Origin of the sequence: Streptomyces sp. NPDC059695 (genome assembly GCF_042733785.1) — a bacterium.
GTDB lineage: Bacteria > Actinomycetota > Actinomycetes > Streptomycetales > Streptomycetaceae > Streptomyces.
In genome coordinates this window covers 89,378-105,058 of sequence record NZ_JBHWFF010000021.1, presented here as the reverse complement: position 1 = coordinate 105,058, position 15,681 = coordinate 89,378, and the positions used below count along the sequence as shown (strand labels likewise).

Genomic DNA, 15,681 nt, shown 5'->3' with positions numbered 1-15,681 from the left:
GAGGGAAGAGGGTGCGGACCACTGATGACGCGTGGTCAGTTGATGCGGATGAGGCGGGCCTTGAGCACCCCGAGCAGACCGCCGTCGACCGTGACGTCCGTCTTGCCGGACACCTTGACCGACCGACCGTCGATGCTGACCCCGGCGCTGCCGCTGATGTCGACCTGCCGTCCGTTCACCTTCACGGTGCCGGTCGGCGCGTCGAGCGTGATGCCGTCCCTGCCGAGTTCCACCGAACTCAGCGGACGGTTCCGGCCCGCGAACACGGTGAGCACGATCCGGTCGCGCCGGTCGTCCACGCGCACCTCGAGTCGCTCGTCGCCGGTCACCAGCCGCAGCCCGGACGGGCCGGGGGCCGGAGCGTCGAGCAGCTCCACCCGGTGACCCGAACGCGACACCACGGAACGGCGGTTGACCTTGCCGCTGACCTTGTCGATCAGCGGTACGTCGTGCGGCGAGGGCTGGTCGACCCCGTTGTAGAGTCCGCCGATCACGTACGGGCTGTCCAGCAGGCCCTGTTCGAAGCCGACCAGCACCTCGTCGTTCACCTCGGGGCTCACCACCCCGCCTCCGCCCTTGCCGCCCCACTGCACCGTGCGCACCCAGTCGGTGACGTAGGTGTCGTCCAGCCAGGGGAACCTGAGCCGGACCGCGCCGCGCTGCGATCCGTTCGGCTCGCGCACGTCCGTCACGATCCCGATCGCGAGACCGGGCATCCGGGGCCCGCGGCCCGGCGCGTTCGCGCCGGTCACCAGGCCGGTCAGCGACCGGTCCGGGCTGGCGCTGACCCAGACGGTCGTGCGGTAGCCGCCGTGCGGCTCCAGGACGTGCTGCACCGCCGTCGCCGTGTACTTCCCGGAGAACGCCGGCCCGACGTTGCCGAGCGCCACCGGCCTGCCCGCCCGCAGCATCGGGTTGCCCTCGGCCAGCGCCTCCAGCTCCGCGAAGCCGGCGCTGATCTGCGCGGCCGTCGCATCGGCCACGGCCTGCGTCTCCGCCTGCGTACGGTACGGGGTGTCCGCCACGGTCACGACCGGTGCGCCGAATCCCGCGGCGGCCTGCGGACGCAGCCCCGGCACCACGGTGTCGCTCACGACGGCCGGCTTCTCCGCCATCAGCGGACGCTTGGTCATGGTGTCCCAGCCCCGCACCCGTACCTTCGCCGCGCCGTCGCCCGCCGACAGGGAGGCCCGCAGCGCCAGCAGGTTCCGGCCGTACTCCAGGACCATCGGACTGCGGGTGGCCGAGGTCGACGGCGCCGGCGCGCCCGAGGCCTTCACCGGCTTCGTGAACTGCAGTACGCCCTTGTCGTCCACCCGCACCTGCGCGCCGCTCTCGCCCGCCAGGTACTGCAGGAACTCCCAGTCCGACACGTTCGCCTGGGACAGCTGCCTGTAGGTCACCGGCGCCGCCTCCACCCTGCCGACCGCGAGGCCCGCCGAAGCGGCCACCTTCCGGACGATCGCGGACGCCGTCATGTTGCGGAACGCCACCACCTTCCGGCCGCGCTGCAGCCGGTGCGCCCGGGAGTAGGCCCGCACCACCGTGAACGAGCCCGTACGGTCGCGGTCGATCTCCAGGGCGGTGACCTCGCCGTTGAACAGGCGCTCCCGGGCCTGGCCCTTGGCGGTCACCACCGACACCTTCAACGGGGTGCCGATCGTGATCCCGGTGGTCCTGAGGAACTCGTGGTCGGGGTCGCGGAAGGTCAGCACCGCCGTGTCCGGCAGGCCCACGTTCTCGTCGACGACGCAGCTCACCAGCTGCGCGGCCCAGACCGGCGGCAGCTCGCCCGGCGCCTCCACGATCGGATCGGCCGCGAAGGACCGCCCTCCGCTGTCGAACCCGCTCATCGGCCCTCCTCCTCGGCGTCCGCGTCCCTCAGCCCCGGCACCACGAGTTCCGTGCCGGGGACCAGGGCCATCGGATCGTCGATCCCGTTCGCCTCCGCGATGGCCCGCCAGGCCGTCGCGTCCCCGTACTCGCGCCACGCGAGCATCGCCAGGCTGTCGCCCGCCACCACGGTGTGCGTACGGCGCGCGGTGCGCGAGCCCGAGGTCGGGTTCTGGCCCGGCGGATCGACGCTCGCCTCCTCGATGGACAGCGAGCACGTCGCCCGGAGCGGCTTCCCGTCCACGTCGAACAGCGTGTACGACACCGAGAGGTTGGACAGCACCCCGTCGAACGACGTGGTCCGCGCGTTGCCCCACTCGAAACGCACCCACGGGCTGGCCGGCTTCTTGCGGCCGAGGCTCGCCGGGGTCGGCACGCACGCCTTCATCAGCTTCTCCACCGCCTGCTCCACCGAGTTGTCGTGCTTGGCGGTGGCGTCCAGGAACACGTCGAGGCTGAGTGTGCGAGGCCCGCTTCCGACGAACTCGGGCAGCGCCGACTGCCCGGCCATCCGGGACGGTGAGCGCCGCCACTCGGTCGTCTTGCCGAGTTGCAGCGTCGAGGGGTTGAACTGCAGGTCGAGCCTGGCGATCGTCCCGCCGGGCTTGGCGCCGACCGAGGCCGGGGGCTCCTTGAGGGTGAGCTGCGCCCGTGCGCGATTCGCGCGAGCCGATGCGGCCATGGCGGGACTCCTTTCCGGGGTGACGGGGAGGTGACGGGGACGGTGACGGGGGGCAGTTACGGGGGCCGGTTACGAGGACGGTGCCGGGGGCTGCACCGGTGGCGGGGGCTTCGTACGGTGCCGAGGTGTGCGGGCCCGGGCCCGGCTCAGCTCGGGAGCAGGCCCTGGTGCGCGATCTCCAGCGACTCCACCGCGGCCTCCGAGTTCGACGGGTCGAACGACGGCCCCTGCCAGCGCACGGGCACGATCCCGAACACCTGCCAGCTGATGATCCGGCTCCGGTCCGGCCGCAGCGCCACGATCTCGCCGTCCTTCGGCTCGACCTTCCGGAGCGTCTCGTCCAGCCAGCGCCCGATCTTCGCCGTGTCGGCGGTGACCGGCCGGGTCAGCGTGATGTTCGACCAGGTCACCCGGCCCGGCAGCTGCCAGGTGAACCCGTTGTTGCCGCCCTCGGCGTAGCTCTCCATCTCGACCTCGGCGCCCATGCCCGAGCAGGTGTTGAAGGCGCCCAGGTCGTTGCCGCCGATCGCCAGCCGGAAGAACACGCTGGTCGCGAAGATGTTGTCGGTCATCGGTCCGTGGTCCGTTTCTCGTGCGTGCTGCGGGTGCGGGGGCGGCTGCTCAACGGCGTCCGTCGAAGGGCCGGCCCGCGCGTTCCCGGCCTCGCCGCAGCTCGGCCCGGAGCAACCGGGCGACGGGCTCGATCAGCTTGCGTGCCAGTTCGTCGAGGTCGGTGTCGGCCGCGGTGTCGTTCGTGGCGGCGCCGCCGTTCCGGCCGTTCCGGGCCGACACCGACGAGGACGTCGAGTCGCCGCCGCTGCGCCGCTGCACCGGTCCGGGCGCGGGCACGGCGGCGACGTCCCGCTGCACCGCGGCTGCGCCCCGCGAGGGCGCCGGCCCGCGGGGCTTCGCCACTGGCGCCGTGGGGGCCACGGGAGCGGCGGCCTGCGGGCCGGGCCGCACCACACCGCGCAGCGGCGGCAGCGGCGCCGGACCGGAACCGGCCGGGGCCGGCTGGACGACGACCGGCCCCTGCGGCCCGGCGACGGGCAGCGGACCAACCGGCCGCCGCGCCTCGGGCGGCGCGGCGGAGGCAGCGGGCGCCGGAGCCCGCCCGGGAAGGACCGGAGCGAGCGCACCGCGCTGCACGGCGGGTGAGCCGGGCACGCCGAAGGACCCGGACGTGCCGGTGGCACCGGGCCCGTGGGCCCAGCGGGCCGGGACCACCGGGCGAGACGCGGCCGGCCGGGCGGCGGATGCCGTCGGGGTTCCGGGCCCGGTCGTGCCCAGACCCGTCGTCAGTGACCGGTCGGAGAGCAGTCGGAGCGATCGCGGCGAGCCGAGCGCGTGCGGCCCCGGCGGACCGGACCGGTCGGCGAGGCCCGCGATCCGGCGGGCGATCACGAGCGGCACCGCGCCCGTCGCAGCGACGCGGCCGACAGGACGCCGGGGCGGAGAAGGGGCCGGGGACGCTGCCGGAGTAGGCGCGGCGCCTTCGGGGACCGGGATGCCGCCGGACGTGGCCGACCCCCGCGCGACGGGGGAACGCTCGCCCGGGGGCACGCTCGTCGGCGTCACGTCCGGTCGCCCACCGAGCCGGGCGCTCGCGCTGTCCTGCCCCGCGTCGACCCGGCGCTGCGTCATCGGCATCCCGGGCGTGGAAGGGACCGGGGCCGGAGAGCCGCCCGGCCGGTCGGTGAGCAGCCGGGCCGTGGGCGGCAGTTGCCTCATCGGCGCGCCGAGCCCCGCAGCGGACGCTTCGCTCCGGCCGGCGGCGGCCGAGCGGTCCGTGGTGCGCCGGAGCAGGGGCCGGTCGGGCGCGGCCGGGGTGTCGACGGGCCCGTCGGACGTGCGGGCGAGGGGCCCGCGCGGGTGGTCCGGGGTCGTGGCCGGACCCTCGCCGGCCCGGTCCGCCGTGCGCCGGAGCACCGGCATCCCCGGGGCCGGGATCGCCGTGGCCGGAACCTCGCTCAGCGGCATGCCGAGGCGGCCCGGCGCCGCCGGGCCATCCGTCGTGGCTCCGGTGCCGCGTCGGAGAACGGGCTGGGACGGCACGACACCGGCCGGAGGGGCGTCCGGACTCCCGGACGGCCGCGCCGGTACGACCGGGTTGCCGGGGGACGCGTCGGTCGCGCGCTGGAGCACGGGCATCACCGGTGCGGAGGGGCCGACCGGACCGTCCGCTCCCGCCGGAGCGGGCCCGGATCCGGTCGTCGTCCGTGCGTCCGACGGCGTTCCGGGAGCTGTCGCGCCGAGCGGTGCCCGGTCGTCGGCAGCGGCCGGTCCGTGCGCCGCGCGCTGCACGGGGCGCGGGGCCGGCGGGGTGGACGCCGAGTCCGGGACGATGCTCACCCGTCGCCCGGGAACGGCGGGCACGCGGGCGGCGACCGTCAGGTTCCGCCCGACGTCGCGGGGGCGTACGACGGCGCGAGGAGCGGCACCGGGTGCTTCGGACTTCTGCGCGGGCCGTGGCGCGGGAGTCCGCACGCGGGGGGCGGACGCGGCCGGGGCGGACGTGGCCGGGGTCGCGGCCGTGGAGTCCGGCAGCACCGCGATCCGGCGGACCAGCGGGATCGCGGGCAGCGCCGGTCCTGCCACGGGCCCGGGCCGGCCCGCTTCCGCGGAGGCCGCGCGCTGCACCGCGCCGAGCACGGCAGGGGACGTCGGCGACACCAGCCCCCGAGTCGCCGGAGCGGCGGACGGGTTGCCGCCACCCGTCGGCCCGGTGGAGGCGGGCGCGCCGGAGCCCTGCGGCGCCGCCGCGGAGCCACCGGCCGTACCGGTCGTCGCCGTATCGCCCGTCGCCGTGGTCGTCGTCGTACGGGCCGGGCCGTTCGCGTTCGGCCCCGTACCGGACAGGGGGGCGCGCTGCACGGGTGGCGTGGGCGCCTCGGCATCGGCGACCCGGCCGCGCCCCCCGGCGCCCTCGGGGGTCGCCCGGGACGCGCGGGCCCGTTGCCCGGCGGCACCACCGGCGGCGGCGGAGCCGGTACCTCCGGTGGGGCCCTGTGCGCGGCTCGACGCGGCGGATCCGCCACCGGCACGGGAAGCGCCGGAGGTTCCGTCACCGGTGGTGCCACCGGCCGGCGCCGACGCGGCCCGCGCCCGCCGCACCGGCGCCCCGGCCGGGCCTCCGGCCGTCGCGGCGGACGGTGCGCCCGGCGTCGTACGGCCCGCGAGGGCGCGTCCGACCGTTCCGGGCTCGTCCGCGTCACGCGCGGTGGCCCGGCTCACGACCGGGCCCACCGGCCCCGGGCGCCCGGCCTCGGGGGTCACCACCGGCGCGCCGGTGGTGCGCGGGCCGGGACCCGAACTCCCTCCGGACCGGTACGCCGGGCCGGTCGTGCGCGTTCCCACGGCCCGCTCCGGCACCGCCGGTCCGGTCGGCTCGGCCGGAGCCTCCGCCTCCTGCGGACGGATCGCGCGCAGCAGGAGCGGGCCGCCCGGTGCCGTGGGGCCCGGGGCCGGGGCGGCGGCACGGGCCACCCCACGGAGCAGGCCGGACGGCGCGGACGGCAGCACGGCGTGGGCGAGGCCCCTGTCGAAGGACGGATCGCGCCACGCGGCCAGGCGGTCCCGGAAGACGAGTCCGTCGCTCACGCCCAGCGGGGCGCGCGAGACGGTGAGCAGGGGCGGCGAGGTGGCGCGCCAGCCGCCGTCCCAGTCCGCGGGCACGCCGGACCCGCCGGGCGCGCCCGGGCCAGGGACGGCGTCCGTCGTGGCGCCGGGGGCCGTCGCCCGCGGGGCGGGTGCGGTCTCCGGCCCGACGGGCCGCCGACGCAGCCAGTCCCGCCATACCATGTGCTCAACCGCCTTCGTTCACACGGGTGTTGATGCGTGCGATCTCGCTGACCCACTCCTGCCGCTCGCGGTGCGGCAGGTCGAGGATCTCGTCGCGCTGCCAGTGGAAGTGGTAAGCGATGTACGCGATCTCCTCCCGGAGCCGGGGGAGGGCGTACGTCACGATTCCCCCAGGCGCCCACCGGAGAGGTCGACCTCGAAGCCGCCCTCGCAGTGCGGACAGGTCACCGCGGCACGGGTGTGGCCCTCGCTGTTGACGCGCCGGTAGAAGTCCTGGAGGAACGCGACGTCCGTCGCGTACATCCGCTCCACGATCCCCACGTGCACATCGGTGATCGAGCCGAGCCGGGTGATCACCTGGCTGAGCAGGACCACGCTCAGGTACGCGGGGTTCTCCTTGACCCGCAGGTCGATCTGCGGGCGCAGTTCGTCGCGGGCGGTGGCCAGCCGCATGGCGCCGTGCCGGTGCACGGTGCCCGCCTCGTCCACGTATCCGCGCGGCAGCTCGAACTCGAACTCGGTGCGCAGCCCGTGGTCGGCCGTGCGCGGAGCGGGCGCCGGGGCCGCGGCGGGCGCCGGCTGTTCGCCGGTTCCGGCCGCGGCCTGGGCGGGTGCGGTGGCCTGGGCGGGTGCGGTGGCCTGGAGGAACTCCTCCAGATTGCCCGCCGTGACCGTACGACGCCTCATTCGACGACGATCTCCTCGAACACGATCGTCACGGTCTCGGTGGCCGCGGACGATTCGCCGGCCTTCAGGGACGGCCCCTCCCACTTGGAGGCCCAGCCCTGCATCAGCTGGATCCGGCGGATCGTGTTGCCCTCGGTGTCCTTGATCTCGATCGTGAGGTTCTGCCGAGCGGCGTTCACGGCCCCGTTGTTCAGGGTCTCCTTGATCCACTTCGTGAACTCGCTGCTCTGGTCGAGCCCGCGGGTGATCGTGATCTCGCCCGCCTGCCGGGCGCCCGGCTGCTTGCGGATGATCTGCTTGCCCTCCGAGGTCACCTGCTTGACCTCGACGACGTCCTCCTCGACGGTGAAACCGCTGATCTCCTGGATCGACTCGACCAGGTAACCCCCGAGCTGCACGCCGAAGACATGGGTGGAAAGAGCATCGCCCGTTGCCATGTGTGTCTGTCAACCTTTCCTTGCGGACCCGCGGGTCACTCGTCGATGAGGCTGGTGCTGTCGGAGAACTGGGCCAGCCGGAAGACCACGAACTCGGCGGGCTTGACCGGCGAGACGCCGATCTCGCAGACGACCCGGCCCTGGTCGATGGACTCCTGCGGGTTGTTCTCGCGGTCGCACTTCACGTAGAACGCCTCGGCGGCCGTACGGCCGAACAGCGCGCCGCGACGCCACTCCTCGGTGAGGAAGGCGGTGACGTTGCGCCGGATGCTGGACCAGAGCCGGTCGTCGTTCGGCTCGAAGACCACCCACTGGGTGCCCAGCAGGATGGACTCCTCCAGGTAGTTGAAGAGGCGGCGGACGTTGAGGTAGCGCCAGGCCGGGTCGGAGGAGAGCGTGCGGGCGCCCCAGATCCGGATGCCGCGGCCCGGGAAGGCGCGCACGCAGTTCACGCCGATCGGGTTCAGCAGGTCCTGCTCGCCCTTGCTGAGCCGCAGCTCCAGGTCGACCGCCCCGCGGATCACCTCGTTGGCGGGAGCCTTGTGCACACCGCGCTCGGCGTCGCTGCGCGCCCACACACCGGCGATGTGCCCGCTCGGCGGGACCGTCGTGTTGTGGCCGGCCGCCGGGTCGAAGACCCGCACCCACGGGTAGTAGAGCGTGGCGAAGCGGGAGTCGTAGCCCGCCTCTTCCATCCGCCAGTCGCGCACCTGCTGCGCGTTGAGCCCGGGCGGGGCGTCCAGGACGGCGACCCGGTCGCCCATCTGCTCGCAGTGGGAGATGACGGCGACCTGGACGGTGCGCAGGCCCTCGTCGTCGATCGCGCCGCGCTGGTAGGCGCTCATCAGGTCCGGCACCGCGACCATGGTGATCTCGTCGATGGTCTCCAGACCGGCGAGGCCGGTGCGCGCCCCGGCGTCGCCGACGTACTCGGCCGGGTCGAGCCGGGCCGGGGCACCGCCGGCGGGGGCCGCCGGGGCGGCGGCGTCCTGCAGGGCGACCGTGCGGTTCTCGGGACGGGTCTGGGCGCCGTCACGGCGCTCGGCGACCTCGATCAGTTTCGAGCCGCGGGCCTGGGTGACGAAGTAGCCCTTGACGCTCTTGCGGGTGGAGACGTCGTAGCTCTCGGCGACCTGGTCGCCCGTGCGGACGACGACCTTGAAGCGGTCCTCGGGCGGGTTGTCGCCCTCCACGTCCGCGATCTCCACGGACACCCCGGTGACGCCCGGCCTGGCCGACACCAGGAAGCCGCCGATCTCGACCGGCTGTCCGGACCGCTGCTCCGGCAGGGTGCCCACGGCACCGGCGCCGCCGTCGCTCGACCGGCCGACCCGCACGATGTACGCGGCGCCGCCGCCGTTGGCGAAGTAGCCGTAGACGGAGTGGGGCAGGTAGGCGCCCTCCCCGAAGCCTCCGAAGGTCTGGGTGTACTGGTCCCAGCTCGTCACCAGGGTGGGCTCGTGGAAGGGGCCGCTGCGGGCGAAGCCCACGAACGCGGCGACGGCGGTGCCCACGCCTTCGATCGGTCGAGCACCGGACTGCACCTCCTCCACGTACACGCCCGGGGTGAGGTACGTCGGCATGCTCGCTCCTTCGTTCGTTCGTCTGTTCGTGACGGGTTCATCCGTGCGGCCGGTGACCGCGCGGTGCCCGGCTCGGCCCGTGAGCCCGGGCCCGGGGCGCCAAGGCCCGGAAGCCGGCGCCGGGGACCGGCACCCGGACCTGCGGGCGGCCGCGCCCGGTCCAGCCTTCCGGCGGGTCGCCGGGGGCGGAAGGTGCGCGCGGACCAGCGCGGGGGCAAGGCGGGTGCCCTCGGGGTGCTCAGCGCCGGGTGACCTCGGGCAGGTACACGCCGAACTCGCCGGCGAGCACCAGCCTGCCGAGCTTGCGGTACTCCTCCGCGATCGCCGTCACGAGCTGGATCATGGTCAGCGGGCCGCCCGCCGCGGCCGCGGCGTAGGCCGCGGTGACGGCGCAGGCGCGGATGTCGCCGCCGGCCAGCTCGAAGCGCTCCGCGCAGAAGCCGAGGTCGACATCGGCCGCGCGGGGCAGCCTGTCGCCCAGGGAGCGTTCCCACAGGGCAAGCCGCTGTACGGCGTCGGGCACCGGGAAGTCGGCGATCACGTCGATCCGCCGGGTGAACGCGTCGTCGAGATTGGCCCGCAGATTGGTGGTCAGGACCGCGATGCCGTCGAAGGACTCCATCCGCTGGAGCAGATAGGCCGACTCGACGTTGGCGTGCCGGTCGTGGGCGTCCTTGACCTCCGAGCGCTTGCCGAAGATCGCGTCCGCCTCGTCGAACAGCAGCACCGCGTTGACCGCCGAGGCCTCCGTGAAGATCCGCTCCAGGTTCTTCTCCGTCTCGCCGACGTACTTGTCGACGATCGTCGACAGGTCGACCACGTACAGGTCCATGCCCAGATCGGCGGCGACCACCTCGGCGGACATGGTCTTGCCGGTGCCGGAGGCTCCCGCGAACAGGGCGATCACCCCGCGTCCGCGACCGCCGCCGGGCCGCATGCCCCACTGGCCCAGCACCTGGTCGCGGTGCCGGGCGCGCACGGCGAGGTCGCGCAGCTGCCGGTGGGTGGGCGCGGGCAGCACGAGGTCGTCCCAGCCCACACCGGGCTCGACCCGGCGGGCCAGCCGGGCCAGGCCCGCGCCGCTCTGGCCGCGCACCGCCGTGCGCAGGTCGTCGGCGTCGACCGGCCGGCCCTCCAGGGCCGCCGCGCGCACGGCCGTACCGGCGGCGCGCCGCAACTGCCCCGCGTCCAGGCGGTGGGCGGCGACGGACCGCGCGAGTGCCTCGGTGTCGGGGGTGCCGCCCCGGCCGGGAGGCGTGGCGGTGACGTCGGCCTTCGGGCCGCCGGGGTCCGTGGCGGCGCCGAGCCCGGGCGGCACGCCGGCGGCGCCGAGCCCGGCCAGCGCCTCCGCGAGCGCGTGCCGCCAGCGCTCCGTGTGGGTCCCGGGGGCGGGCACCGGCACCGCGAGGGTGACCGGGGTGTCGGCGGCCCAGGCGGGCTCCCAGCCGTTCGCGCCGTAGGTCAGCAGCGGCAGTCCGCGCAGCGCCGTGCACACCGCGCGGAGCATCCGGTCCCGTACCCCCGGCTGGTCGGGCAGCGCCTCCAGCGGGCCGAGCAGCACACCGGCGCCGGTCAGCCGGGCCTCCCGGGCGACGGTACGGGCCAGGCCGGGCACGGACCGTTCGTCCAGGCCGAGCGTCGCCGCGTCGAGCGGCAGCGCGGGCAGTCCGGCGGCCCGCAGCGCGGCGGCACCGAGTCCGGCGGCGTCGCCGCCCCGGGACCGCAGGTGCACGTGGCCGGTGCCGGTGCGCAGCGCGGCCACCGCCCGGTCCCGTACGACCGGATCGGCCGCCGGGTCCGCGGGCCGCCGGCCGAGCACCTCGGCCAGCGCCGCGTCGGCCGTGCCGTCGCCGAGCAGGTGCGCGGTGACCCGGTCGGGCACGGCGAGCACCCGTGACAGCGGCGGCCGTTCCGGCTCGGTCACCTCGACGAGACCGCCGGCGACCAGCGGCGCGCCGGCGGAGAGCCGGAACCGCGCCGAGGGGATTCCGGCGCGGCCGACGAGTTCGAGCGCGAGTCCGACCGTGGGCCGGCGGCGGGTCAGGTCGTCGTTGAGATAGCCGTAGAGCCGTTCGAAACGGGCGTCCAGGTCCGGCGCCAGCGCGATCAGGAGCAGATCGAGGTCGAGCGGCGCGAGCCCGAAGCGGGCGGCCAGTACCGCCGTCGGCGAACCGGGCGGCGGGCCGGTCGGGTCGAGCGCGGGCAGCCCGGGGCGGTCCGGCGGATCGAGCACCCGGGCGACCGCCTCCGGTGTCAGGTACTGCCCCCGGTAGGGGTCGTCCGGATCGGGGTCGACGGCCTGCCGTGCCGCGACGGCGATCCGCACCCGTTCCTCGACGAGCCTGAGCCGCTCCCACAGCCACGCGTCCGGAGCCGTCGCCGGATCCCCTACGGGTACGGGAGCGGGTGCGGGAGCGGGCGCCGTCAGCGGTCCGGGGGTGCGGGTCATGGGTCCTGGCGGGGCGGTGCCGGTCACGGCTGCCTTCCTCCTCGGCGGCGGCGGGCGGGCGCCGGGCGCCGCTCCCGGGGCGAGCCGAACCCCTCCCCCGGCGCGGGCTCGGCCAGCTCGACGTACCGCAGTCGGTGCTGCTCGTCGCTGTCGCTGTCGATGTCGCCGCCCCGGGTGCCGTCGGCATCGCGGAGGGCGGGCCCGCTCCCGGGGCGGAGTCCGGGCCCCGAGCGCATCAGCAGACCCTCGGTGACCGGCGGGGCGGTGCCGCGGGCGACTCCTGCCAGCGGCGCGCAGGCCCGCAGCCCGATCGACGGACGCAGCTCGCCGCCGAGCGCCGACCAGACGTCGGAGGCCGCCGGGGCGTCGGCGCCGGTGCCGCCGACGTCGAGCGGGACCAGCAGGCCGAGTTCGGCGAGGCTCCCGCCGAGCAGCCCCGGCGGGATGGCGTCATGGCCGATCAGGCAGCGCAGCACCTCGGAGAGCAGCCGGTGCTCGTCCTGCGGGCGGCCCGCCCACGCGGTCACCAGGTAGGTGAGGTCGAACCACCGCGGCGGGGTGCGGCGCGCGACCACGAAGCCCTCCGCGTCGAACACCTCGCCCCCGCCGCTGCCACGCCGCGCCGGGTCCTCGCGGACGTCGTACAGGAACACGCAGACCGTGGGGGCGCTGCGGCGGGCCGCCCAGTCCCTCGTCGGGGCGTCGAAGACCACCTCGACGCCCGACTGTTCGAGACCGGACTCGGCGAGCAGCCGCCGCAGTCCCTCGTCGACTTCGTGGATCACCGGCGTGCCACCGTGTCCGGCGGCTGCACGGTGCCCGTCACCACGAGGAAGTCGGTCGTCACCGGTGAGAAGCCGGGGCCGCTCGCGGTGATGGTCCGCGGACCCGTCTGGTCCTTGGCGAGGATCAGCAGCTGTCCGACGAAGGTGCCGTCGCGGCGCGGCACGGTCGGTGCCGCCGCGGCCGTGATGCCGGGCTTCCAGGTGAAGCTGACCGGTGCGCCGGGCGGGAAGTCCTTGCCGCGCACCGAGGTGACGAACCCGGGCTTGCCGATCGGCGGGACCGCGACGATCCGCGGCTGGAGGATCCGGATGCGCTGCCGCGCGGTGTTGTCGCGCGGGTCGGCGTCGGTGCCGCTGGTGGTCAGCCGCCCGGTGACCCGGGTGGTGAGCGCGCGGTCGGGTCGCAGCACGACCTGGACGACGGCCCGGGCGCCGGGCGCGAGGTCCGGCAGCGCGCAGGACCAGGCGGCGTCGCAGCCGGGCGGCGGCCCGTCGTGCGGGAGGGCGGCGGGCAGGCCGACGCGCAGCCGCAGCCCGGTGGCGAGGGCGTCCCGGCCGTTGCTGACGGTGTACGTGACCACGACCCGGCCGCCCACGTAGCCCGGCTCGGGGCGGGCGGTGATCCGCAGGCCGGGGCCGGCCTCCTGGACCGGCGGCGGGGGCGGGGCGGGAGTCGGCCGAGGCGGGGTCGTCGTCGGGGTGGGTGCGGTGGGCGTCGGGGTCGACGGCGTGGGGGACGGCGTGGTCGGGGTCGGGGTCGGGGTGGTGGGGGTCGGCGTCGGTTCCGGTGCCGGGCGCACCGGGACCACCGTCCGCCCCGTGTTGTCGGTCGGGTTCGGGTCGAGGACGGTGCCGGTCACGTTCCAGTCGACGGGCTGGTCTCCGGGGACGAGCCCGGTGAGGGTGACGGTCACCGGGACCGTGGTGCCGGGCGGCACGATGCCGAGGACGCAGGAGAGGGCCGCGGGGTCGCAGGTGGCTCCGGGCGCGCTGATCCCGGTGACGGAGAGACCGGTGGGCGGCGCGAGGGTGAGGCGGGTGCCGGGCGAGGCCGCCGGGCCGCGGTTGACCACGTCGACCCGCACGGTGCCGGGCGTGCCGACCGTGAACTCGGGTACCGTGCCGGGCGCGAGGACCGCGAGGTCCACCGACTGCTGGACGGTCGGCTCCTTCTGGCGGCCCGGCAGGTCGACGGTGAGGGCGACGAGCTTTCCGGTGGCCACGTCCACCTTCTTCAGCTTCTCCGGGCTGTTGGGCCTCCGCTCCGGGCGCACGCTGACGATCAGGCTCTTCGCGTCGGACGTCCAGGCGGCGTCCCGGGGCTGGAACGGTCCGGGGTTCTCCGGAAGTTCGCGCCCGCAGGCGCCGGGCACGTCACGGGCCGACTCGGGCAGCAGCACCCGGCAGCCGTCCCCGGTGAGGGAGGTGAGCACGATGCCGTTGCGCTCGTCGGTCCGGCCGCCGCCGCTCTTCCGGTTCAGCGCGAGGGTGGTGCCGTCCGGTGAGAAGGCCGGGCTGTCGTCGATGACCTCGCAGCCGGCCGGGCAGATCCTGGCGCTCAGGTCGCTCTGCTGTCCGAGCCGGTCCACCGGGACGGTCCAGACGTGCTTGTTGGCCCCGTTGCCGTTGATCACCAGGTCGCGGGTGAAGGCGAGCGTGGTGCCGTCGGACGACCAGGTGGGCTGGGCGTCGCCGCCCGCCTGTTCACCGGCCGGCGGCACGATCTCACCTGTGATCGCCCCGGTGGAGACCTCCGCGATCAGGATGCGGCTCCGGCCCGCGCCCCCGTCCGCGCCGGGAGAGGTACGGGTGAAGGCCAGGAACCGTCCGTCCGGCGAGAACGTCGGGTCGGTGTCCCGGTCGCTCGGGCCGCGCCCCTGCAGGGGCAGCACCGACTCGTTGGTGCCGTCGGCGTCCACGATCCAGATCCGCTCGATCCGCGCGTCCTTGGGACCCTCGAACCGGGTCAGCACGATCCGGCGGCCGTCCGGGGTGTAGTTCTGCCGTTCGGTCCAGGGGTCGAACCCGGCACCCGGCTGGAACAGCGGGTCCTTCGTCGGGTCGGTGTTGGTGTCGGCCGCCGGGTCCTCGTCGAGGATCTCGACGTGCAGGTCGCGCGGATCGGCGCCGTCCAGTCTGGCGTCCTGGAGGGTGACCTTGTGCGGCCCGGCCGCGGTGATGCGCTCGACGACCGGGCTGCCGCCGTCGCGCGGTCCGAGCCAGGTGACCTCGCTGACCTCCCGGTCCTCGCTGAGCACCAGATCCGGGGTGGCCTCCGAGTGCGCGGGGACCCGGAAGACGTGGTCCCAGTCGCCCTCGCACTCACAGGTGCGGTCGGGGCTGAGAAACAGCACTCCGTCCCCGTCGGGCAGCCAGGCTGCCCCGTGGGTCCGCCACTGTGCCTGGGCGCCCGCGAGCAGCGGCCCCCTGACGGTCCCGTCGGTCCACCGCAGGCGCGGGCCCTCGGGTCCGGTGGCGGTGTACGCGATCAGGTTCCGGTTCTCGGCGTCGTCCACCGGGTTCCACACCGGCTCCGACGCCTTGCCGTCGCCCGGGTCGCTCGCCAGGGCGGCCGGGCCGCCGTCCAGGGCGCGGACGTACACCTGGGGTCCGGCCGCCGGGTCCTCGTCGCTCACGTACGCGAGACGGCCGCCCTCCGGCGACACCGTCGGGTGGACCTCGTTGGCGGGGGTCTCGGTCAGCCGGGTGAGGCCGGTGCCGTCGGTGCCGACCCGCCAGATGTCGCGCTGTCCGCCGTCCGGGCCGGTCGCGTCGAACACGACCGACCGGCCGTCCGGGGCGAGCCGCGGGTTCGCCGCGTCGAGACCGCTGGTCAGCCGGTGCACGGCGGAGTCCGCGGTCCGCAGGTAGATCTGCGGGTCGCGCTCGTCACGGCGACTGGCGAACACCAACTGGTCGCCGAGTGCCGCGGGTTGCACGTCCATGTGGGTCGGCCCCGGCCCGAACAGCGGCGGGCTCGACTCGTCCGAGGCCACCGTGCCGAGGCTGCGGTGCCGGGTTCCGGCGAACGCCATCCGGACATCACCCGCGTCGGCGGCCCGGGGGCCCGCCTCGGCCCGGTCCGGGTCGGAGGCCGCGGTCACCGCGAGGAGGGGCACCAGGAGCAGCAGTGGTGCCCCAGCCCTTCCCCAGCGGTACCGCCGGCCACCGGAGCCACCCGTGCTCATCAGGGTCCACCTCACAGTCCGGTGCGTTCCGTTCACATCGCGTACGGCGTACGAGACGTACGACAGGTCCACTCTCGGGTCTCGAAGGACCGCCGGGCAGGGCCGGGCGGCCGGACTCGGGGGAAACGCGCGGTGCGCTTTCGGGCAGTCGCGCCCCTGGACGCCGCACGAGGGGG

The 15,681-nt window shown here is 75.5% G+C and carries 11 protein-coding genes; all 11 read right to left on the bottom strand.

Translation table 11 applies throughout. The features are described 5' to 3' along the window. Nucleotides 1-35: 35 nt before the first annotated feature. The 11 genes from ACFV2S_RS25220 to ACFV2S_RS25170 all read right to left on the bottom strand — a co-directional run bounded on the left by ACFV2S_RS25220 (nt 36) and on the right by ACFV2S_RS25170 (nt 15,505). Nucleotides 36-1,853 carry a VgrG-related protein gene (locus ACFV2S_RS25220; protein ID WP_385563268.1) on the bottom strand — a complete coding sequence of 606 codons (1,818 nt, stop codon included), beginning with the start codon at nt 1,851-1,853 and terminating at the stop codon, nt 36-38. Continuing rightward, a complete protein-coding gene (locus ACFV2S_RS25215; RefSeq protein WP_385563264.1) occupies nt 1,850-2,575 on the bottom strand; it encodes a LysM peptidoglycan-binding domain-containing protein in 726 nt (241 codons plus the stop codon). The genes ACFV2S_RS25220 and ACFV2S_RS25215 overlap by 4 nt, the downstream gene beginning before the upstream one ends. Before the next feature lie 146 nt (nt 2,576-2,721). Beyond that, nucleotides 2,722-3,147: a phage tail protein gene (locus ACFV2S_RS25210; RefSeq protein ID WP_383797984.1), complete on the bottom strand. Its 426-nt coding sequence runs from the start codon at nt 3,145-3,147 to the stop codon at nt 2,722-2,724. Between the two features lie 49 nt (nt 3,148-3,196). After that, nucleotides 3,197-6,376: a hypothetical protein gene (locus tag ACFV2S_RS25205; protein WP_385563260.1), complete on the bottom strand. Its 3,180-nt coding sequence runs from the start codon at nt 6,374-6,376 to the stop codon at nt 3,197-3,199. 4 nt (nt 6,377-6,380) lie between these two features. Further along, nucleotides 6,381-6,539, bottom strand: coding sequence for a DUF6760 family protein (locus ACFV2S_RS25200; RefSeq protein WP_352021034.1), 159 nt, complete (start codon nt 6,537-6,539; stop codon nt 6,381-6,383). Next, nucleotides 6,536-7,063 carry a hypothetical protein gene (locus tag ACFV2S_RS25195; RefSeq protein ID WP_385563256.1) on the bottom strand — a complete coding sequence of 176 codons (528 nt, stop codon included), beginning with the start codon at nt 7,061-7,063 and terminating at the stop codon, nt 6,536-6,538. Before ACFV2S_RS25195 ends, ACFV2S_RS25200 begins: the two co-directional genes overlap by 4 nt. Next, entirely contained in the window at nt 7,060-7,500 is a 441-nt protein-coding gene (locus ACFV2S_RS25190) for a phage tail protein (RefSeq protein ID WP_352021032.1), read from the bottom strand. Before ACFV2S_RS25190 ends, ACFV2S_RS25195 begins: the two co-directional genes overlap by 4 nt. Before the next feature lie 35 nt (nt 7,501-7,535). After that, on the bottom strand, nt 7,536-9,083 hold the full coding sequence (locus ACFV2S_RS25185) for a phage tail sheath family protein (RefSeq protein WP_385563252.1): 1,548 nt from the start codon (nt 9,081-9,083) through the stop codon (nt 7,536-7,538). 238 nt (nt 9,084-9,321) lie between these two features. Next, on the bottom strand, nt 9,322-11,532 hold the full coding sequence (locus ACFV2S_RS25180) for an ATP-binding protein (RefSeq protein WP_385563418.1): 2,211 nt from the start codon (nt 11,530-11,532) through the stop codon (nt 9,322-9,324). A gap of 23 nt (nt 11,533-11,555) precedes the next feature. Further along, nucleotides 11,556-12,317 (bottom strand): DUF4255 domain-containing protein, encoded by a 762-nt coding sequence (locus ACFV2S_RS25175; RefSeq protein WP_385563248.1) that lies wholly within the window; start codon nt 12,315-12,317, stop codon nt 11,556-11,558. Continuing rightward, complete coding sequence (locus ACFV2S_RS25170; RefSeq protein WP_385563245.1) at nt 12,314-15,505, bottom strand: hypothetical protein; 3,192 nt, start codon at nt 15,503-15,505, stop codon at nt 12,314-12,316. The genes ACFV2S_RS25175 and ACFV2S_RS25170 overlap by 4 nt, the downstream gene beginning before the upstream one ends. Nucleotides 15,506-15,681: the final 176 nt, after the last annotated feature.